General features: G+C 62.9%; 21 protein-coding genes. All 21 read right to left on the bottom strand.

Annotated elements, in window-relative coordinates:
* Nucleotides 1-2: 2 nt before the first annotated feature.
* The 21 genes from ACN22W_RS20205 to ACN22W_RS20105 all read right to left on the bottom strand — a co-directional run bounded on the left by ACN22W_RS20205 (nucleotide 3) and on the right by ACN22W_RS20105 (nucleotide 21,185).
* Nucleotides 3-287 carry a holin gene (locus ACN22W_RS20205; protein ID WP_419689155.1) on the bottom strand — a complete coding sequence of 95 codons (285 nt, stop codon included), beginning with the start codon at nucleotides 285-287 and terminating at the stop codon, nucleotides 3-5.
* 55 nt (nucleotides 288-342) lie between these two features.
* A complete protein-coding gene (locus tag ACN22W_RS20200) occupies nucleotides 343-1,059 on the bottom strand; it encodes a hypothetical protein (protein WP_419689154.1) in 717 nt (238 codons plus the stop codon).
* Nucleotides 1,059-1,367 carry a hypothetical protein gene (locus tag ACN22W_RS20195; RefSeq protein ID WP_419689870.1) on the bottom strand — a complete coding sequence of 103 codons (309 nt, stop codon included), beginning with the start codon at nucleotides 1,365-1,367 and terminating at the stop codon, nucleotides 1,059-1,061. The genes ACN22W_RS20200 and ACN22W_RS20195 overlap by 1 nt, the downstream gene beginning before the upstream one ends.
* Entirely contained in the window at nucleotides 1,367-5,275 is a 3,909-nt protein-coding gene (locus ACN22W_RS20190) for a phage tail protein (protein ID WP_419689153.1), read from the bottom strand. Before ACN22W_RS20190 ends, ACN22W_RS20195 begins: the two co-directional genes overlap by 1 nt.
* Nucleotides 5,272-5,835, bottom strand: coding sequence for a tail assembly protein (locus ACN22W_RS20185; RefSeq protein ID WP_419689152.1), 564 nt, complete (start codon nucleotides 5,833-5,835; stop codon nucleotides 5,272-5,274). Before ACN22W_RS20185 ends, ACN22W_RS20190 begins: the two co-directional genes overlap by 4 nt.
* Nucleotides 5,832-6,584, bottom strand: a complete 753-nt coding sequence (locus ACN22W_RS20180; protein ID WP_419689151.1) for a C40 family peptidase — start codon at nucleotides 6,582-6,584, stop codon at nucleotides 5,832-5,834. Before ACN22W_RS20180 ends, ACN22W_RS20185 begins: the two co-directional genes overlap by 4 nt.
* Before the next feature lie 49 nt (nucleotides 6,585-6,633).
* Nucleotides 6,634-7,317 carry a phage minor tail protein L gene (locus ACN22W_RS20175; protein ID WP_419689150.1) on the bottom strand — a complete coding sequence of 228 codons (684 nt, stop codon included), beginning with the start codon at nucleotides 7,315-7,317 and terminating at the stop codon, nucleotides 6,634-6,636.
* A 7-nt stretch (nucleotides 7,318-7,324) separates the two neighbouring features.
* A complete protein-coding gene (locus ACN22W_RS20170) occupies nucleotides 7,325-8,671 on the bottom strand; it encodes a tail fiber domain-containing protein (protein WP_419689149.1) in 1,347 nt (448 codons plus the stop codon).
* 8 nt (nucleotides 8,672-8,679) lie between these two features.
* Entirely contained in the window at nucleotides 8,680-9,018 is a 339-nt protein-coding gene (locus ACN22W_RS20165) for a phage tail protein (RefSeq protein ID WP_419689148.1), read from the bottom strand.
* On the bottom strand, nucleotides 9,018-13,118 hold the full coding sequence (locus tag ACN22W_RS20160; RefSeq protein WP_419689147.1) for a phage tail tape measure protein: 4,101 nt from the start codon (nucleotides 13,116-13,118) through the stop codon (nucleotides 9,018-9,020). Before ACN22W_RS20160 ends, ACN22W_RS20165 begins: the two co-directional genes overlap by 1 nt.
* Nucleotides 13,119-13,131: 13 nt before the next feature.
* Complete coding sequence (locus ACN22W_RS20155; RefSeq protein WP_419689869.1) at nucleotides 13,132-13,410, bottom strand: phage tail assembly protein T; 279 nt, start codon at nucleotides 13,408-13,410, stop codon at nucleotides 13,132-13,134.
* On the bottom strand, nucleotides 13,407-13,874 hold the full coding sequence (locus tag ACN22W_RS20150; RefSeq protein WP_419689146.1) for a phage tail assembly chaperone: 468 nt from the start codon (nucleotides 13,872-13,874) through the stop codon (nucleotides 13,407-13,409). Before ACN22W_RS20150 ends, ACN22W_RS20155 begins: the two co-directional genes overlap by 4 nt.
* Before the next feature lie 27 nt (nucleotides 13,875-13,901).
* Complete coding sequence (locus ACN22W_RS20145; protein WP_419689145.1) at nucleotides 13,902-14,366, bottom strand: phage tail tube protein; 465 nt, start codon at nucleotides 14,364-14,366, stop codon at nucleotides 13,902-13,904.
* Between the two features lie 58 nt (nucleotides 14,367-14,424).
* Nucleotides 14,425-14,769, bottom strand: coding sequence for a hypothetical protein (locus ACN22W_RS20140; protein ID WP_419689144.1), 345 nt, complete (start codon nucleotides 14,767-14,769; stop codon nucleotides 14,425-14,427).
* A complete protein-coding gene (locus ACN22W_RS20135; protein ID WP_419689143.1) occupies nucleotides 14,766-15,188 on the bottom strand; it encodes an HK97-gp10 family putative phage morphogenesis protein in 423 nt (140 codons plus the stop codon). The genes ACN22W_RS20140 and ACN22W_RS20135 overlap by 4 nt, the downstream gene beginning before the upstream one ends.
* The gene (locus ACN22W_RS20130) at nucleotides 15,181-15,507 is read right to left on the bottom strand and encodes a phage head closure protein (protein ID WP_419689142.1); all 327 of its coding nucleotides are present in this window, start codon (nucleotides 15,505-15,507) and stop codon (nucleotides 15,181-15,183) included. Before ACN22W_RS20130 ends, ACN22W_RS20135 begins: the two co-directional genes overlap by 8 nt.
* Nucleotides 15,508-15,517: 10 nt before the next feature.
* Entirely contained in the window at nucleotides 15,518-16,102 is a 585-nt protein-coding gene (locus ACN22W_RS20125; protein WP_419689141.1) for a head-tail connector protein, read from the bottom strand.
* 50 nt (nucleotides 16,103-16,152) lie between these two features.
* Complete coding sequence (locus ACN22W_RS20120) at nucleotides 16,153-17,418, bottom strand: phage major capsid protein (RefSeq protein ID WP_419689140.1); 1,266 nt, start codon at nucleotides 17,416-17,418, stop codon at nucleotides 16,153-16,155.
* A 68-nt stretch (nucleotides 17,419-17,486) separates the two neighbouring features.
* Entirely contained in the window at nucleotides 17,487-18,290 is an 804-nt protein-coding gene (locus ACN22W_RS20115) for a head maturation protease, ClpP-related (protein WP_419689139.1), read from the bottom strand.
* Nucleotides 18,256-19,545, bottom strand: coding sequence for a phage portal protein (locus tag ACN22W_RS20110; RefSeq protein ID WP_419689138.1), 1,290 nt, complete (start codon nucleotides 19,543-19,545; stop codon nucleotides 18,256-18,258). The genes ACN22W_RS20115 and ACN22W_RS20110 overlap by 35 nt, the downstream gene beginning before the upstream one ends.
* The gene (locus tag ACN22W_RS20105) at nucleotides 19,542-21,185 is read right to left on the bottom strand and encodes a terminase large subunit (protein WP_419689868.1); all 1,644 of its coding nucleotides are present in this window, start codon (nucleotides 21,183-21,185) and stop codon (nucleotides 19,542-19,544) included. The genes ACN22W_RS20110 and ACN22W_RS20105 overlap by 4 nt, the downstream gene beginning before the upstream one ends.
* Nucleotides 21,186-21,249: the final 64 nt, after the last annotated feature.

The following is a 21,249-nucleotide window of genomic DNA, read 5'->3' as shown; positions in this document are numbered from 1 at the left end:
ATTCACTTCCCCCCAAACATTCGTTTTGCATTTCGTCGCAGAAGCACCTCGAGGTACTGCGACCCGACGATACCCAGCGCACTTCCGAGGCCGAGCAACGCGATCGGCGGTAGATCCGGGATCTGCAGCAGTGCCAAGCCCGCGACCATCGACGTCGCCGAACCGAGCACCGCACGCCCCGCTACAAGCCGGAACGTCAGTTGTTCACTACTCACCAACACTTTCGCAATGCCAATCAGTCCGCCCATGAGGATCAACTCCAGAATCGTCTTCTCGTGCTCTTGCATTACCGCTCCCCGTTTCCTGCCCCGTAAAAAGAAAGGCCGCCAATTTGGCGGCCCATCACACAATCCCTGTCGCATCGAGCACCATGAACATGTGGTGCCACTGCTCTTTAAACCCCGTAAAGTTCGGCTTCTTCCCCCCTCCCCACAGCGTCGTTCCCCATGCGATCGTGTCGCCGGTCACTCGAATTGAAGTCATCTCCAAGCCCGCAGGGTCATAGCTCCAACCAACGTGCACCGGTGCAATAGCAGAAACCAAGACGGGCCTGCTGTATGACCGCGACTGCCACGGCGGCCACGGAGCCCCGATTGTCACAAACCCCGTATCGGGCACGTAGTGATCAACAATCACATCGAGCACCCGAAGGAACGGCACCGACGTGTCAGCGATGAGTTTCGTATCTGGTGCAAACACCTGGAACCCGAATCCGCTGTTCACAGGAGGCGTGCGATCGAACAGAAAGAAATACACCGTACACGGGCGCTCCGTGACGAATCGAATCGTGTACACGCTACCGTCAACGCTCACGTTCCAAACCGTAATTCCGACCCCATCAGACGCGTACACGCCGTACATCGGCCCCGCTGTCGCATTGAACGAAAAAGCAATGCTAGGAAGCGTCGCCCCGAATGGCTTGCCGGCATCATTGATCGCGAGCGGCACTGACGTGTCTACCGCCTGCCCTGACATCGTCCGCACCAGCTGATAGTTAGGCGTCCGACCATCAATCTGATAAAGACCGCTATCCGTAAATGCCTGAAATCCAGCGTCCATCAGTACACCCCAAAAACGAGCCAACCCGGCACCGGCGAGTACGCATTCGACCCGCTGGAATTCCCGCTGTAATACCAACTGATTCCACTCGCGTTGATAGAGACGATCGGTGTGGGCTCCGCACCGGCAACCCGACGGAATATCCATTGCGGCATAAAGGCCCAGAACGGCGCCCCTCCGGAAAGATCCGCCGCGCTGGAACCTGCGCCGCCCCCTGTGTATGCAATCCCGACGATCCGACCGGCACGTGACGTGCCGTCGAGAATCAAACGGCTGGCCGCATCCCAAACCCAAAACCCGGCATCCATTACGTCCACACCCCCCATCGAACACGAAGAACACCGTTCGCGTCGTACACACGCCCACCGTTGCTATCAATGACCGTCCGATTTCCCCTACCGTCGGTCGAATTGATCTCGAACCATCCACTCTTGTCGAGCCGCCATCCCTGTCGACCCGCGACGTAGTTATCGGACTGGATATAGCTGCCGATCATCGCGTTCGTGATCCAACCTGAACCAATGAGCGCCTGGCGGAGAAACACCTGACCGCCCTGCACCACAAACGGCACGATCGACGCCCCACCGTTGTTCGGATCGACCACTGCGAACCGACTCGCCGCCACCAACACCTGCGACTCGACCACACCGCTGCTGTTGTCGATCCCAATGCCGATCCCGGCGATATACGTGCGCCCGTCCGACGTGATCTGCGTCTTGATCTGGTACGAAGCCGACACACGCCCGTTCAGGTCCGCATACGACTTCGCGACCGTTTCAACGGCGGCGGAATTCTCGTTGACCTGCGCACGCACGGTCGTGATCTGCTCGGCCTGCGCGCTATCGGCATCCGCTCGTGCCTTTGATTCCGTGCGAACGTCCGCCGCCAACATCGCCTGCGCCGATTGCATGCGCGCAGAAACGGAATCGAATCGCCGCGCCTGTGCCATGTCGGCTTCCGCTCGCGCAGACTGCTCGGAGTAGACGCCGGCCATAACCAGCGTCGATCCGGCCGCCTGCCCGCTGTCGCCGGCCATCGGGACATTTAGCTGTGCCGACACCGAATCGATCCGGCTGGCCAGCGCCGAATCGCCATCGGCTCGCGCACTCTGCTCCGCGGCAATCGCAGCTTTATTCGCTTTCGCCGTTGCGGTCGTCGCATCGATGCGCGTCGACAATGCACCGTCGGCATCGGCACGGGCCTGCTGCTCGCCAGTGATCGCCGCCTTGTTCGCGCCAACGTCCGCCATCACAGCGTCGACGCGCTTACCGAGCGCCGTGTCGGCGGTCGCCCGCGCCGTCACCTCGGACGAGATGGCCGCAGCGTTGTCGTTCGCCTTGCTGACGACGGTATCGATCCGCGCCGACAGCGCGCCGTCAGCATCGGCCCGCGCGGTTGCCTCTTGCTTGATGGCTGCCGCCGCGTCGCCGACGCTGGCCGTCACGGTATCAATGCGCTGCCCGAGCGATTCGTCGGCAGTCTGCCGGGCCTGCTGCTCGGCCGTCACTGCCGCACCTCGCTGGCGCGCTTCATCGGCTACGGCATCGGCGCGATCGCGGACCTCCTTCGCAATCGCGACCGCGCGATCGTGTATCTCCTTTTCGATTGCGCTCGCGTTATCCGACACACCTTGTTGCAGCCCCGGAATCGCGTCGATCGGCTTCCGCAGATCCTCGCCCAGCGCCGAGTGCGAAATCCGGCCCGCGAAATACTTCTCGTATTCCCCTTCGTCGGTCGTCGGTTGCCCCTGCACTCCCGGGCCGGCCGCCGGATACCACGACCCGACGTTTCCTGACGTGTCGACAAGCCGAGCCCAGAAATAGAACACCTGGCCGACCGCGAGCCCTTGCAAGGACGTCGACGCCTGCGGATACGCGTAGTCCGACAGCTTGATCGCGTCGTCGCGGCTCGGCGTGCGGCTGTACCAGACCTCCGTGCGCTGCGTATCGCCAGCAGTGCCGTCACCCGGGAACGCCCAATCCAGAGTGATCCCGAATACGATGCCGGCAGCCTTGAGCGACGCGACGGCCGGCGGCGGCGTCGTCTTCCCCTTCAGCTGGGTTTCCGCGCTGATGGCCGGCAGCGACGTAACGCCCATCACGTTTTGCGCACGCACGCGCGCCACGTACCGCCCCTGATAGATCCCGGCGACCTCGACCTGCAGGCCGCCCGTGCGCGGGACGCTGACCCACTCTCCGTTGTCCTTCCGCCATTCTGGCAAGTAGGACACGGCGTTATCCTCAGCGTCCCACGCGATCACCATCGTCGTTTTCGAAATGCCCTGATCGACAGCCGAGTACGTCGTCATGCGCACGTTGGTCGGCGGCGCCTGCACCGATGGCGGTACGACCGTCACCGGCCGCTGCTGAATCTGTGCGCCGTCGTCGATCGCCGCGTACTTCCCTAGCTCGTGCATCGTCGCCGTGATCGTGTACTCGATGCGCCCCTCGTCGTCGCCTTCCTGCACGCTCACAACACGATAGAGCTGCGCCGCAACATCAGTGCTTTCCAGCATCCAAACCGCGCCGGACACGGGGTCCGCATCGAATCGACCGGCCAGCGTGATCACGTCGCCGTCGACAGACTTCACCGTACGGTATTGCGCAATCCCCGACGGCAGAATCGCCGTGAACCGGTCACCCGGCGCCACGGTCGGCGCCTTGTCGAGCGTAACGACGGCGCCCGCCACCGCGCGAATGCGGCCGCCGATGCGTCGACCAGCCTTCCGCGGATCGGCAATCGCGACCACCTGCCCCGGGCCGACCAGCACGCCATCCATCCCGACCTTGAACGACACCGTGCCCGACTCGTAGCGCGATGTCAGGAGAAGCCACCGACCGAGCCGATGCGCTTGCGCCTGCGACGTACAGCCGAACGCCGTCACCTGCGTCTTGACGACGCCGTACCGTGCGATGCCGTCGTCATCCGGCACGTACTCGACCGCCTGTTTGTACTGGTTCGACGGATCGTTGTAGCTGACAAGTGCTACCGTGTATCGCGTCTTGCGCTCGCTGCCGACATACCGGAACGCCCCGTCGATCACGTTCGCGGCCGTGTAGACGTAGACAGGATCGGACGGCATGTCCGCAGAAGCGACCACCGCGCCCGGACCCCAGTACGAAATGCCGCGGAACACGCTGGCGATGTCCTGCAGCACTTTGAATGCGTCGGCCGCCGACTGGATCACGCAGTTGCACGTGAAGCGCGGCTCGACGCCTCCCTTGCCGTCCGACACCATGACGTCGCAATAGCGCGCGATCTCGTACAGCCCCCACTTGTCGATCATCGACGCGTCGACCGTCTTACCGAGCCCGTAGCGATCGTTCAACAGCAGGTCGTAGAAAATCCACGCCGGGTTGTTCGTCCACGCGGGCTTGAACGTCCCGTCCCATGCCCCCGAATACGTACGCGTTTCTGGATCGTAGTTCGACGGCACCCGAATGATGAGGCCCCGCACGTGATACGACCGCACCGGCACCTGAGAAAATGACCGTGCGTCGAACGTCATGCCGACAAGCGCCGTCATCGGATAGCGGAGCTTGCGATCGATCACCTCCGTGATCGCCTCGATATTCACCGCATCAGCGATCAGCGAACTGTGCGCGTTCGGCGTGATGCGCCGCACACGGACCAACCAGCCGGTTATGGCGCGCGGCAACTCGATCCGGTGCGAGCGCTCATAAAGCGACGTCGTTTTGCCATCGAATGCCGTCGACAACACCTGTGCGTATGACCCACCATCGACCGACAGATCGATCGCATATTCCACGCGGTAGCCGAACACACCGGTCGCCGGATCACTCTTTTGCAGCGCCGGCACGCCGAAGCGAATACGAACTGCCGACAGCTGCGTGTTTTGCACCTGCCGCACCCACGGCGCATCAGACGTCAGCGGCACACCGACAGCCGATTCGCGCTCGACCACAGGAAAGCCCGGCATGAAATCCTGGTCGAGCGTGCCCGTGCGAACGTCGACGCTGTAATTCTGGAAGTTGACCGACCCGTCGGAATTCTGAATAGGTGTGCCGTCGAGAAACCCCGACTGCATGCCCTTCACCAGGCCGACAATCGGACCTTCCGAAATGATGTCGAGCACCTTCGCGCGCGCGATCGAGTGCAGGCTGTCCGGCGATTCACCACCCCCACCGCCACCACCGCCACCGCCCTTCGCGCCGTTGATCCGCTTCGGCCCTGATTCCGCATAGACCTTTTTCACACCTGATCCTCTGTGTAGATGCCCGAGCTGACGACCTTCGATCCGACGATCATCTCGCCATACACGAGCGGCACGGGCTCACCCTGAGCGGCGCTGTTCACCGGCCCGTTGAAGTAGTACGACGTACCGTTGTCCGCCACGCCAGCGAGCCCGGCCTGCTGCGGACTCAGCATCTGCGTGATACCGCCGAGCGCCATTGAGACGCCCAAGCCGATCAACGTCGGTTGACTGAACACGAAGCCGGCCACCGCCAAAGCTGCGCCGAGAATCGTCTGGAACAGCCCCCCGCTCTTACTGCCGATGATCACGGGCGCAATTCGGATTGCGTCATTGCCGACCGGCGCGCCGAGATCGTCCTCGGTCAGATTTCGTCGGCCGTTGAACACGGCGAACGTCAGCCCGTTGTCACGCGCGTCGAGCAGGAATTTTCGAAAGCCTGGAATCAGCGCCGACAGCGCGCGCACCGCCTCCGCGGTCGACGAGACGGCCAGCCGATGCACCCGGCCGAATCGCGCGCCCGCGATCCCGTAAAGCCTCACCTCGCGAAGCCTTTCCATCACTTCGCACCCCCTACGTGACGCAGCACAGTCGTGCAGCTGTCCCGCCACATCGAGCCCCACACGGCGCGACATGACAGGCGTCCGTACATGTGATGCGCGAACATGCCATCGCCGAGGTACACACCCGAATGGTTCGGCACGCCGTTTTTGCTCCGGACCTGCATCAGCAGCACGTCGCCAGGCTCGAGCTGCGCATCGCGCCCGACGTCCAGAAATCCGGCGTCCTGGTAGTGCGCGACGTACAGATTCGAATACCCGTCATCCCACCACTCGTCCTTGCGCTCGAAATCGGGCAGCGCGAGACCGCGCTCGGCGAGATACCAATCACGCACCAGCGAATAGCAATCCAGCACGCCATGCAGGTATTCCCGGCCGTAGAGCGGCGCAATGTACCCACTCGGCCCGAACTCGCACCAGTTGTCGACGCCGATCGATCCGTCGGCCTGCACGCCGAGCGAGACAATCACCCACAGGGAAATGCCGGCACGCTCGCATACGGTGCGATCGCCCATGCTCGGCTGCGCCGTGCCATTCGGATGCGAGTGCACGAACGCGAGGATTTCCCCCATGTCCTCCGCATCTGCGTAGTCCTCCGCCGCGAGCGCGAATTGCTCGGTCGGCGCTGCGGCTATGTTTCGGCCAGGCACATACACGTCGCCGGACGCTGTCTCGACGATGAGCCCGCAGCACTCGCGCGGATACTCGGCGAGCGCGTGCTCCGCGATCGCTTGCTTGATTCGTTCGTCCATAAAAAAACCCGCCGATTGGCGGGTCCGTTAAGGGAGGTTGGTCGACGGCCTATGCGAGCGTGTCGCACAAAAAGCCACCGTGCGGCAACGGGTTGTTCACGCCGAATCGGCATTCGCATCCGCTGATTTTCTGGCTACAGCGATCGAGCGCCGGATCGCTTACCGGCCTATCGTTCTTGTCGAAATACACCATGCCGGTATATCCGCATAAGGGCCCGCGATATTCAGACTGGCAAGTACCGACGATCTGCCGCGCCGGCACCTGCTGGCCGCCGAAGTCGAGCGGCGACGACAGTGTGAATTCGACCTGCACGCCTGGCTGCTCGTCGCTCTTTTGCTCGATCCGCCATTGTTCAGGTGGCCATTGCTCATTCGGGTCCGCGGTCGGGTTGCCGTCCGGGAAATTCACCGCGTCGAGATATTTAGCCAGCGTGCGCCGGCGGAATACCTTCGCGCCGACAAGATCACCGAGCGCAACGCACAGCGCCGTGATCGTGCCGTTGATGTCGCCCACCGTCAGCGTCGGCGCCGGCTGCCGAGCGTCCGATGTCCGCTCGAACCCGGCCGCTCGGATCGGCCATGGCTTGTATTCCCGCCCCTGCCATACGATCGACGTCGACTGCAGATGACCGTGAAAGCGCAACACGTCACCGCCGATCAGCGTGCAATCGACCTCGAACGGCTCGATCCGTTGACCTGGTTCCAGCTGCTGAATATCAGATGTGATCCCCATGCTCGCGTTACCCCTCCATCGCCGCCACGCGCGCCTCGAGCTCGATAAACGCCTGAATCAGCGGACCGACAAGCGCAGAATAGTTGACCGCCAGCATGGGCCGGCCACCCTCCTTTACTGTCACACCCGATTCATCGATTCGAATGCCCGTTTCAGTGACAGCCTCCGGAAACACCTTCGCAACCTCCTGAGCGATAACCCCCAACTGGCGCGCGGGATTCTCGTCGGACTTCATCACGTACGTGACGCCGCGCAGCCGTTTGATTTTCTCGGTCGCGTTCTCGATCGTCTCAATCTCGGCCTTGATCGCCTCATCCGAATTGACGTTGAAAGCCTTCGCGGCGACCTGAGCAAATGTGGACGTGTTGTACGACAGGACATCGAGGGTTTCACTCGCTGCCGCGCAGCGGATGTTGATCGCAGCGTTGGCGCTACCGATCCCAATCGAACCGTTGCCTGGATAGCCAGCAACAACCAGCGAGGCAGTCGTCCAATGTCCGGTTTGCTCACTCGCATTGATCGTGACTTGCTTCCCGTAATACGTCGGCGACAAGAAGCGCTTGACACCCGATACGCCCTGCTCGGAATCCAGCGTCATCGGATTCTTGAGATTCCCGCTATCCCACGGCACGACGGCAGCTTCAGCAAACCATGTCGGTCGTGCAGGCAGCCGAAGCACACCCGTCGGATCGAACACGGCCCACTGCTCTTTGCCCGGCGGCCCGGTTTGGATCACAACGTTGTATTCGCCCCCGTTGTTGTAGATCCGAACAACACCATCCTTTAGCCCCTGACTAAACGAAATGACGGGCGTGGAAATCCCGCCACCCACCACCGCGCTACCGTCAACCGTCAACCCAGTGGAACGCATGCGGCCGTCAGCCTTCACATCACCACCGACCGTGAGCCCCATGCCAACCGTGAGGAAACCGCCGACAGTTTCATCCCACAGCAAGCGACCACGACGGACGATGTGCCAATACGTCCCGCCGTCCGATGCCCATTCCGCCCAATCGCCGGTATTCAAGACGTTGACCGGCGTACCGTCACCCGGCTGCAAACCAATCGAGAACGCCGGGCCGAGGTTGAAGAAATGGAGGCTCGCGTTCTGCTCCACAGATGACGCAAGAGGGAACGCGACCGTCTTTCCGGGAGCCTTCATAACCACGCTGAAACGCGTGCCGACCTGGCTTGATTCGAGCTTGGCATCGTCGCTGAGAATGGTGTACTCGAGCGGCAAATGCGATTTCAGCACGTCGACGTTCGCGTTGAACCGCAAATTCGCGGTCCGCTGATCGTCCCCACCGGACCCGCTCGGCGCCACGCCGAGGTTTGCTTTCTGAAGTTTTGACATGCTTTCCTCTACGGCGCGAACGTCGGTTCAAACTGCGCCGTGATCGTGTACACGTTGCCGTTCTTCACGGGCTCGGTGTACTTCTCACATACGAATCTCGCCTGCGGCCGAAGCGGCGGCGTCCAGAAAAATGACACCGCGCCGGCATGCGCATCGAGGAATGCGAGGATTGCCGATATCTTGTCGGCCTTCCCCACGAATCGGAGGTTGTAGGGCGTCAGCCGGTTATTGAGGCCGTCGCCCGCGCGCTGCGTGTACCCGTCGCCGAACTCCGCCTTTCGCACACGCAGCGTCGTATCGCCGCCGAAACCTTCAACCGTCGGCGACCAGATAAACGTGTCGGTCATTACCCCATCCCGTTCTTCAGTTTCCAGAGCGCCCCGCCCTGGCGACTTTCGACCGCGATCAGCCCCTGCACCATCTGCGTGAGCTTCTTCACGAACTCAGCGCTCGCCATCATCTGGGTCGCGCTGCTCGTACCACCATCGATCGTCACCGGAATATTCAGCTCGATTCCGCCGCCCTGAGCGCCTAGCACGCCACCACCAGCAGAGCCACCACCCACGAGCCCGCCATTCGCAAACTTCGCGAAGCCGAGATCCCGTCCGCTGTTGATCGCCTCGAGCAGACGAAGCACACCAGGCTTGCGCACCGCCGCAGCCTTCACCACGTATTCCTCGTTGGAAAGCCACGCCGGAATGCTGTCGCTCGTCGACGTACCGGGGCCAGTGACCTGACCTCCGGTCGCCAGGTGGAAGCCGTATGCGTTGCCACCACCCGCCCCGAACATGTCGGACAGGCCGCCCGCCACACCGCCGAGCAACGACGATGAACTGAATCCGCCCGCGCCGGCCGCCCCCAACCCGAGCGTCGAGCCGAGCGCACTGAACACGGGCGCCATCGCCGCGCGCGCAGCGAACCGCGCGAGATCCGCGATCATGCTGTTGACGAGCCCGCGAAAATCGAGCTTGCCGGTCGACACGAACGAAGTAAGCGCGTCCTCCATGCTGCGGAACGAACTCGAAAACGCTTCCTCCGCGCGACCAGCCGCGTTTTCCGCAGACTCCTGATACAGCGCGACCGCCCGACTCGCACCGATGCGCCAGTCACGCTGCCGCGCGAGCCTCTGGTCAAAGTAGCCGCGTTCGCGCTCAACCTGGTCGGACTCCGCCCGGTTGATACGGTCAATTTCCGCCAGGTATTCCGGCGACCCAAGCGTGCCGTCCTTCCGCGCGCCCTTCGTGAAATCGTCGCGCCGGCGCCGAAATTCATCGCCGACACGACTCGTCGCCTGGTTCATCTCGCGCGCGTTGTCGCCCATCGGCATCGCCGCCAGCTCGCGCTCGACCTCGCGCTGACGTTCCGACGCGTAATCGGCCAGCTCCGCATCGATTTGCGCGCTGCGTTCCTTCAGCTTGTTGATCGCTTCGTGATAACGAACCTCCTTCTCCAGCTGCGCCGCGCGGTCGTATGCCGCGCGAATAGCAGCCTGATCACGGAGCAGGCTCTTGTCGCCGTCGGTCAGCTTCGTGCGCTTCGCCGCCAGATCGGTCAGCTTCTGGTCGAAGCCGATCCGATCCTTTTCCGACTGCGTGAGCTTGTCGGTTGCAACGGCCTCGACACGCAGCTGCGCAATGCGCTGCGCGATGGTGTCGAGCATGCGCTGGCTTTCCGGCTCAGCCTTCGTCCCGCCGGACCGACTCTTATGCGCCAGCACCGGCGCGTTGACGCCAATGCGCGCGACCTGCCCGGCCGATTCCGACACCGTGTCGTCAAACGCCTTTTTGCCGCGCGCTGCAGCCGCCGCGAGTGCCGCGTCAGCGTTGAAACCGAATTTCTCGAATTTCTTGCTGACGAGATCCGCCTGAAACTCGGCGAGCGCCCCGGCGACGACCATCTGCTGATTCATCAGCGCGAGCTCGCGCGTCAGATTGTCGATGTTCCGCCGTGCGCCGGCCTCGGCCTTCGCGTCCTTATCCTGGATCGCTTTCTCGAGCGATTTGTACGCGTCCGCGCGTCCGGCGATCAAACCGGCCTGTCGCGCTTCGGCCGTGTTCGCGCCCTTCGTCTTCGCTTCGTATTCGGCGCGTTGCTGCGCGGTCATGCCGATGACGTCGGAGGCCTCTTTCAGCTTTTCGACGTATTTGTTCCAGGCCTCGGCCGCCATACCGCCCGCGAAGAAATTATTCTCTTCCGTGAGCAGTCGGATGCCGTCGGCCGCACCGCGCGCGGCAGCATCCATTGCAGCGAGCGTACGCGTGCCCTTGTCCGCCGCAGCGCCGGCCGTGTCAATCGCCGATGCGGCCTGCACCAGCTCGGCGCGAAGATCGTCGCCGCCCTTTGTCGCGTCGACAAAGACGCCGACCAACCGCGCAAGTTCGCGCGACTTTTCGTCTACGCCGAGATTCTCGGTCTTGATCTGATTCAGCCCTTCGATGAACCGATCAAGCGCGACCTGATTCTCGTCCGTGATGATCGGCGCGCTGTCACCGATACCCGGCACGATGACGCTCTGCGATGCGCGCGTCGCGAGGCCAGCGTACGCGTCCGCCACATCGCTGCGCGCCGATGCTTGCGCCTGCTTCGTCCGATTGCGCTCGACCTCCTGAAGCAGCGGCGACAACTGCCGATACTTTTCGATGATCTGGTCGAGCGGCGCCTGCATGTCGAGCAGGCTTGACGTTGCGCTGCTGGCGTGATCGCGGAATACGAGCCAGTTCACCGCGGCGCCGAGCACCACCGTGCCGACCGTCGCGATGATGCCCGGCAGGCCGCCCATCACCGACAACATTCCCACCCCGACCGTGCGCATCAGCGAGCCAGCGCGTGCGGCAGCGATTTGCGCCACCGCCGCGCGCTCGGTTGCGGCGGCCAGCCCGGCCGTTGCCGCCGTCGCGCCGCGCTCGGCACGCTCCCGCGCCTGCGTCGCCGCCGCTACCTCGCGCTCGGCGAGCGCGAGCCCCTTCTCGGTTTCGGCGAGCGCCGCAGCGTAACGAGTCTGGTCGCCCGTACCCTTGGCGGCCGCTGCCTCTAATGCGACGCGACGCTGCTGCGCCAACGCCAGGGATGCCTCGGCACGTTCCAGCTCGCCCTGCGCAGCCGCCGTCTCGCGCGCGATCACCGCCGCGTACGGCGTGCCCGCGATCCGCGTGCCGATCTCCTGGCTATTCGCCAGATTCGACCGCGCGGTCGAGACTTGCGCCATCGCGCTGGCCTCGACGGCACGCGCCTCGGCGAGCTTCGCCTGCGTGTATTGGATCGAGCCCGCCGTCAACGCCGACTGCATCGCGAGGCTTTCCCGCATCGCGCGCATCCCGGCCAGTTCCGCCGCCGCGGCGACTTCGGCCGCCTGCGCGTTCTGCAGCTTCGCCGCCGCGGCATCACGATCGCTTTGCGCCTTCGTAATCGTCATGAGCGCAGCCGCATTTTCCGCCTGCGCTTTGGCGAGCAGCGCCTGCCGTTCGGCGTTCCACGCGATCGCCGATTTGCTGACGGCCACAGTGGTCTGCGCGAAATAGACCCCGAGCCGACCGGCCGCGAGCGACGCGCTGATCGTCACGATCTCGTCGAGGTGCTCCGCAACGTAGACCACGCCCTGCGCCAGCTTCGCGCTCGCACCCGTCGCCTCGTTCGCGTGCCCGACGTACGCGATGATTTCCGTTTGCAGGCGCGTCATCGCCTGCCCGACGGTCATATCGACCTTGCCGAACAACGCGTCGGTGCTCGAGCCTGTATTCCTCAGCGCGTCGATCAGGTTCTCGACAGTCAGCTTGCCGTCCTCGGCAAGCGCCTTCAGCTCGGACGTGCCCTTGCCCATACCGCGCGCAATCGCGTCCGCAACGCCCGGCAGCTCTTCCAGGACGCTCTTCAGATCCTGTCCGCGCAGCTGGCCGGACGCGAATGCCTGGCCCAACTGCACAATACCGAGGCGCGCCGTATCGGCCGACACGCCTGACAGCGCGACCGCCTTACTGATGGTTTCGACCAGCGGGCCGACCTGCTTAATCGACAGGCCCAGATGCGACGTGTTATTCGCGATCCGCTGATACAGCTCGGCAGTCGCGTCGAGCGGCTGCCGCGTCGATTGCGCGATTCGCAGCACATCGCTTTGCGCGATCGCGAAATCGATCTGATCGCGTGTGACGATCTTGATCCGGTTGCTCAGGTTCGTCCATTCGTCGGCGTACTCGATCAGTTGGTGCACGCCGAACGCCGCCGCCGCGGCCTCGGCATACCCCCGAATCGACCCGCGTGCGGCTTCGATCGCGCGCACCGTGACCTGCACGCTGGCCGCGTTCGACGCGAACGCCGCGTCGGCGATCCGACCACCATCCCGGACCGCGTTGAAATGGCTGCTTGCCGTCGACCCAAGCTGCTGCATACGCCGATCGTACTGGGTCGTATTCGCAGTAACGCTAACGATCAGCTCGCGGAGACTCGTTCCCATATTTCCTGTCCGCCTACTTTACCAATCTCATTAGGCCTGCGAAGAAAGGATCGTCCGAGACTTCCTGAACGTCCGCCGACTCACCGGCCCAGTTCGGCATCATGTCGGCTACCTTGACCTTCGCGCCTTGCGCCTGGAACACCGCCGACGCGACCATAGCGGCATGCAAATCGAAACGATCGTCGCTGATCGGCGACTCGGCATCCAACGCCTGCCACAGAGCAAACTCCGCGGTCGACATATCCGCGCGCAGCTCGGCAAGCGTCTTGCCGAGCCGCAGCGCTAAGGTCAGTTCGAATCGGAGATCGGGGTTTCGGCGGAGGGCTTTTTTGCTTCACCCTCCGCGTCGGCCTTCATGTTGCCGAGCGCGAGCGCCTTGTCGACGATTCGCTCGTGCGCGGAACCGAATGCAGACGCGACCGCCTGCGCGTCGCCATCGCCGAACTCGCGGCGCCAGCCGGCCGCCGTCTCGACATACAGCACGCGAACGAACAAGCGTGCGGAGGCGAGCACGTGCTCGTCCGGGCGGACGCGCGCATACTTCACGCGGGCCGCTTCCTCGTCGTCGCCCGGCTCAACACCAGCCGCGAGGCGCAGCGGTTCGAGCCAGAAAGCCCGGTCCTCGAGCAGCGGCTCACGCACTGCGACCTTCACGTCGCCCCATTCCGGCATCGGAACCATCTCGTGCCGCCACGCAGCGAGCGGATTGAGAATCGCCGCGCGCAGCGCGCTTGCGACCGTGGGATTTGTCGTCATCATTTTTCCTTTCGACTTTCTGACCGATTAACCTGCCGGCGCAACCGGCGGCGGAACTTCCTTCGGCGAACCGCTGACACGGACGCTGTAGGTCGACGTCACGATGCCGTCGACGCCGGCCGACCACGTGTACTGGCGCACCATGCCAACGAACAGGAACTGCGACTTGTCTCGAAACGTCACGCGGAACACATGCTTGTCGCCAGTGCCGCGTGCCGCGCGGAGAATCAGTTGCCCGGCGTCGTCCGACGAATAGTTGCCGTCGACCGAGAACTCACCCGGGTCGGGCAGGCCCAGCTCGGATTCCTTTTCATCGCTGGCGAGCGTCGTCGCATCGATTTCCGACGATTGCCCGCCTTGCCAGTTGATCGTCTTGCTGGTCGTGTTGAGATCGACAAAAACGAGCTTGTCATCGTCGAGATCCGCCGACACCGTTTTCGAGATCTCGACCTTCGTACCTTGCGCCTTGATGCGCTTGCTCTTCTCGGCCATAAGCCCCTCACAATAAAAAAGGCCCGCTCGCGGCGGGCCATATACACATCAGATCCCGTCAGAATTCGACGGAAATTTCGAGGCTCACCCGGAAATCACCGGAATCGCTCGAATGGTCATCGGGTAGGTCACTTACGCCGCCGACGGAAAACTCACCGGTCGACGACGCTCGGTCGATTACCTGATCGGCAAGGGCGTCGGCCTCCGTGTAGGTGCTCGCATAGGTGTCAATCTGAAACACCCCTGACTTGCCGCCAGTCGGCCCGCCAATCGCGATATCGCGCACACCGCTCACGCGCGACACAACGTAATACGGAGACTTCGCTGTCGCCGGTGCGACGCCGACATAGCCCTTCGCAGCACCCACCACACCGATCGCGTTTCGAATTACAAGAGCGCTCACCGGCCACCCCCGATCACAACGTCGATCGCACGCGCGATCTCGGTGCGAATCGCGCCCTCGGCCTGGCCGATCGAGGCGTCGAACGCCGGCCGCACGAAGGGCTGCGCCCGCATATGCTGCGTGCCGAGTTCGACGAAGCGCCAGTAAAACGCGTTGCTCGGCGAGTCGCCCCTACCCTTTGTTCGGACACGCACGCCGGCCGTCGCCAGCCCGGGCGCGTCTTTCTGACGAAGCGCAGCGGATTGGATGTTTCGGCGCAGCTTCCCTTTGCGTTTCGGGGCACGCACTCGTGCCTCGTCCCGAATGACGTTCGCGCCAGCGCGTGTCGCGCGCCGGAGCGTCTTGGTCGAGTTCGATTTCGACAGCTTCGTGAAATCGGCCTGCAGATCAGCCAACCCCAGAATTTGCACGCTAGACATACTTCTCCCCCACCTTCACCGACAAGTCGAGGTACCCGCGCTTGCGCGCCGGCAGAACCGCCGTTATGTCGTACAGCCTCCCGTCATAACGCACGCGCATTTGCTCGTCGATACCGGCACGATAGCGAATGCGCATGCTGGCCACCGCCGAACCTCGAACAGCACCGGAAACAACGTGCTCTTTTCCGTTGACAAACAGCACGTCCGCCCACGGCTTCGCATGCTCGACCCACGCATCAGGCAATGGTTCGTCGTTCTCGTTTACTGCACCGCTTCGGCGCTCGATCACGATTCGTTCGTTCCGCTTTCCCGCCCGCATACCTTCCTCGCTAAATACTGACAATCGCGTAACGCGCGATAAGTCGGGTCGTGAAATCCTCGCTCAGGGAACTGACAGTGCCGTCGAGCTCCGTTTCGCGATGCGCGGACAACGTGCCGAGCTGCAGCAGCATCCACGCAACCAGGGATTCGGGCACGGCATCCGGCGACTCGAATGCACCGCAACGAAACCGCACCTGCACGTCCTCGCCGTACGGGAACGACTTCCGGGCCACCAGATACGCCCGATCCATCACGCGGTACGCCGCCGGCGGCAACACCTGCCGCGCGCCGGCGTCGTCGGTATACGACACGTCGATGATCTCGATTACGTCGTTCCAGAGCAGAACCCGATCCGGCGGAAACGAATCAACCCGAACCCGGCACTCTTGCGGCAGCAGCGGGCGAGACAGTTCCCCCTCGAGCGCTTCGCGTGCGGCGACGATATTTCCCTTCAGCAGCGCATCCTCGTCGTCGCCGTCGATGCGGCAATGCTCACGCGCCAGGTCGAGCGTGATCGCTTCCTCGGCGGGGCGCTTCATCACGTCAACGCGGCCCGCCGCGACACGCAGCGGATATGCCAACTGGTCGGCCATTACTTCCTCACATCGAATGTTCGGCCGCCACTACGTGGCGGCCCCGCTCATCAGCCCTGCGGCGCCGCGGGCTGCCCCATCTTCAGCGCCTTCACGGCACCGCCGATGTCGACCAAGTTGCCGCCCTGGCGGTTGAAGCCGACAAAACCGACCTGCCCCTTCAGCGTGTAGCGCGAGTCCGTCATGCGGAACATCGTGAGATCCATCACTTCGCGCACGATGTACTCGGAGTGGTCACCGAACGTCAGCGGCTTGGCGCCCGCCTCGGGCACGTCGTATTCCTGCACGATCGTGATCGGTCGGCCGAGCAGACGATCCGGCGCACCGCCCGGATTGCCCTGCTCGTAGCCCGGCACGAAAATCGGTCGCTTCTGCTCGTCCTTGATCTTGCGAACGACCTTCAGCATCTGATCGTGCATGGCATACCCGCAACTCGGACGCACGCGATATGCCGGATCGACGCTATGCTCGAGGTCGATCAGGTCGTCGTAGCTGATCAGGTTCGGCGACGCCACGGTAACGCCCGTGCCGACCGCCGTCAGCAGACCGACCGGTTGCTTGTTGCCGGTGCCCTTAGCGAAATGCCGCGCAGTGATCCGGCCGACGCGCGTCGACAGCAGACGGATGATGTAGCCTTCGAGGTCGAACATGCTGTCCTGCAGCAGCTCCATCGACAGCGCGATCGACTTCGACGAGTAGCGGAACGCCTCGAGCGACTTCGCGACGAACTTCGTATCGCTGTCGCTGGTTTCCCCGTTTTCGTCGACAATCTCGCCCTCTTCCGTCGTCGCATCCGTTCCCGGGAACGTCATCGACGCACCGGTCCCGGTCGACAGTACGGTAGCGATCTGGCGAAGACCGCCGAATGCCTTAAGTGCCTCCGACAACCGGCGGTAGAACTCAGGCGCGACGGTGTAGCCGCCGGCCGCCGGGTCACCGGTCGACATGGCGTTCTGGATTTCCGGCGTCTGCCGCGCGAGCATGCGCGCGCGGTCCTCGTCGGTCAGAGCCAGCACACCGCGGCGCAGGAACGTACGGATCGCACGCGACTCGCCTTCGTGTGCACCCGGCGTCCTGACGTGCGCGTTGATCAGCCCCTCGGGATTGCCGGCGAGCGCGTCTTCGGCGAGCCGGTTCATCAGCCCTTCATGACGTTTGATTTCAGCGCTTACGCGATCCATCTCGGCGAGACCTTCGTCATACGCCTTTTGCTGTTCGGCGCCCCACTTGTCGCCCGGGGTGTTTTCGAGCAACGCGTTCAGATTCTTCGCGAGTGCGTCGCGACGCTCCCGCAGTGCTTGAATTGCAATAGCCATACAGTCTCCATCGACAGAAAAAGAAAGGGCCACCCGAGGGCAGCCCTTTGAATCGACGCGGGAACGCGTCACGAACGTTGTGCAAGCTCCAGCCGCCGCCGCATCGCAGCCATGTCCGGCGCATCGGCCGACGCCTTCGGGACCGGCTTCGGCTCAGGCGGCGTCTCCGGCAGAGGCTCCGGCGGGGAGAACGCGGCAGGGCCACGCGGCGGAGTCTGCGCGTGCGCCGCGTTCGGCGCGCGGTCATACGCCGAGAGATTCCACGCCGACGCTCGAGCCGAGCCACCGTCACCTGCGATGCGATCCGCAAAGCCGCGCTCAACAGCCTCCGTTGCAGACATCCAGGTTTCCGCCGCCATCCATTGGGAAATATCGCCTTCATCCTGCCCCGTCTCCTTTGCATACGTCCGAACAAGTGACGCGTCGACGACACCGAGCAGGTCCGCAGTCTCTCGATGATCGTCCTCGTTACCGACAGAAAGTGACCACGCCTTGTGAATCATGACGAAAGCGCCGTCGGTGATCTCAACCTCATCCGCCGCGAGCATTACGAAACTGGCAGCACTGGCGGCAAGCCCGTCGACATGCGCGATCACCTTCGCCGAGTGCCCTCGCAGCGCAGTCTCGATGGCACGTGCAGCGAACACATCCCCGCCCGGACTATTGATCCTGAGATGAATCGTGTTGGCCGTAATACCCGACAGCGCATGTACGAAGGCTTGCGCGGAAACCCCGCCCCACCAGTCATCCGAAACGATCATGTCGTATAGGTATACGGTCGCTTCGGCACCGTCCGCCGATCCCTGCACGCGAAAATCGCGCGACGCGCCGCGGTTGTCATTCAGCAGCTGGAGGATTCGGTTTCGTCGCATCTTTGGTCCCTGAATTGAGTTTGTTTCCGTCCGGCACTGGCGGCATGTTGAACCGTCGCCGCACATCGTTTTGCGACATCCACCCGGGCTCACCTGCTCGGCCGAGCGCGATACGGAACGCCTCGAACATCGCTTTCGTGTCGCCGAGCTCGAGCGCCGTGTAATCGTGCTGAATCGAGCGTTTCGGCTTACGCACAACCTTGCGGCCGACCTCTTGCGCAATCTTTGTCAGGTGTCGGCCGAGCGTGTATTTCACGAAATGCTTCGCGAGCTGCTCGGCCGTCGTCCCGATCGTCGTACCCTTGTCGCTCCGCCCGATCATGTGCGGCATCACGCCGAATACCGAGCAAATGTCGTCGTCGGTCAGCTTGCGGTTTTCAATTAACTGCACGTCAGCAGCGGACATCGTGATTTGTTTGATGTCCATTCCCCCGCCCAGTACGATCGGCGCCGTGCTGTTGTGCAAACCGCTGTATCGCTGCAGCCATTGCCTACGCAATAGCGCGATGTCAGCCTCGTCGAGCTTCTTATCGGCACGGATAACCAAGTCAGGGCGCAGGTTCTCCGACAACATCGAATCGATCAGTTGGCCGGCCGACGACGATACGTTGACCGGACCACGCAACGCGCTGCGAATTTGCGACATGCCGCGCCGGCCATCGAAGCCTGGCCCAGGAACGTGAATCATGTCGTCCTGATCAACCGTCTCGACAGCATGCGTTGCCGGATCGACGTAGCTGTACACCAGCCGATCGTCGACGAGATCAGGCCAAACGGACAACGGATGCAATGGCTCGATTGATTCGATTTTCGGCGACCAGGGCGTGACGCGATGAATCCGCGACATCAGGTCGCCGTGCAGCAACAACCCCTGCACACCGAACTCCCAACCGACGGCCGCCGACCATCGCGGATGCATCTCTTCGTTCAGCAGCTCCCAATACTCCGATTCGACCGGGAGCACACCATCCGCGCCGCGCACGTATTCGACTAGCGGTGTGGCCGCGACCGCGCCACCGATCAGCGATACGCACGAATACACAGCCGCAACGCTCATCGCACCGCGCTCGCTCACCGCCCGGCCCGGCGTCTGCAAACCCGTCATCCAGTCGAATGCATCCGTCCCCGGAACAATCTCGCTCGTCGACACGACGTTTGCCTGCGCCTTGGCCGACTGCCTTTCCGCGTTCCACTGATTCAAGATGCGTGACCCGCTCGCGTTCGCTCGCGGCGCACCGTTCGTTGCGTTCGTCATAGGATGTAGATTTCCGGAGCGGATTCGGGCTGATACGTCACGGCCCGCGTCGTCGCCATACACGCGGCAACGATCGGATCGATGCGCCCGTTCGGCCGCGACTTCTTCTTGTCGGGCCGGATGTTGTCATTCGAATCAAGCATCAGCGTCACGTTGCTCGCACACCAACGCATTACCGGATTTCCTCCGTGCCGCATGCTGCTGCCATACACCAGACGTTCGAGTTGCTTCGCCCCAGGCGACAGCCCTGACATGTTCTGCTGCACCTGGACCATCGGGATATCGGCCTCGAGCAATTCGTTTACGATCTGCGTCGCATTCCACGGATCGAACGCGATATCCTGCACCTCGAATTTCCGACAAGCGCCGATGATCGTGTCGCGAATAATCGAGTAGTCCGTTACTGCACCGGGCGTAACCGTCAGCCATCCAAGCTCGGCCCATTTTTTGTACGGTGCCGCGTCGCTACCTTCCTGCGTATTGACCTTCGCCTCGGGCGCGAAGATGTGCGCGACGTAGTACCACTCGCCGTCTGCGCCCAGCTCTTCAACGATATCCCCATCGTCGTCGTACGGAGGAAAAACCAGCACGAACGCGCTCAGATCCTGCGTACTCGCCAGATCGAGCCCACCGAAACACCGCCGGCCTGCGAGAATCGCCGGATCGAACGGCGCGCCGCATCGGTCCCACACCTGCATGTCGAACCAGCTCAACGCCCCATTGACCCAGACGTTCAGGTCTTTGGTAAGGAAGTTCGCTTTGGCACTCGGCAGCTCTGCGGCCTTCGTTGCCTGCGCGCGCATGTACTCGACCGTTTTCGCACTACCAAGGCTCGGGTTCGCCTTGATCCATACGGCCGGATCGAACGGATCGTCGTCGTCGTCGAGCGTGTAGATGTAGCCAAAGAAACTGTCGTCGAGCTTTTCGCCTCGCAGAATCATGACGAGATAGCCGCGAATCTCCGTGCAGATCCCGTCGAGGATGTAGCCGGCCGTAGTGATAGCTGAGATCAGAGGCTGAAGCCGCGCGCCGAGCGCCGACTCCATCACGTCCCACACTTCGCGCGTCTTATGCGCGTGCAGCTCGTCGACCATACAGACAGAAGGGTTCAAACCGTCGAGCGATTCCGCGTTCGCCGGCAGCGGCTTAAATACGCTGCTTCCGAACACGATCCGCTCTTGGTTCGTACCGTCGTACACCTTGATCGACCGCGCGAGCCGTTTCGATCGACGACACCGGCGACGGTAGTTGTCGAGCGCCGGCTTGAACACGCTCATCGCCTGTTCGCGCGTCGTCGCAATCGTGTACACCTCCGCGCCCTGCTCCCCATCCATCAGAAACAGATAGTCGCCTTGGCCGGCCTTCCACGTAGACTTGCCGTTCTTGCGCGCAACCTCCTCGTATCCGGTGCGAAACCGGCGCAGCCCCGTGTCGACGCGGCGCCATCCGTACATGACCGCAGTCCAAAACCGCTGCCACGGATCGAGCACCAGCGCCTGACCGGCCAGAGCGCCCTTGATGTGCAGGAATTGCTTCTCGATCCAATCAACAATGTGCGCTGCATGGGGCGCACTGAACACGATGCCGCGCGCGCGGCCAGCGATCAGATCGTCGTAATGACGCTTAACCGCAAGAAACACGAACTCACCGACGACGATCTCGCCGCGCAACACCGGCAGGCCATAGTCGACGTCCCACCGATGC

The sequence above is a fragment of the Burkholderia theae genome, assembly GCF_048565265.1.
Classification (GTDB): Bacteria; Pseudomonadota; Gammaproteobacteria; order Burkholderiales; family Burkholderiaceae; genus Burkholderia; species Burkholderia theae.
This window is presented reverse-complemented; position numbering and strand designations above follow the sequence as displayed.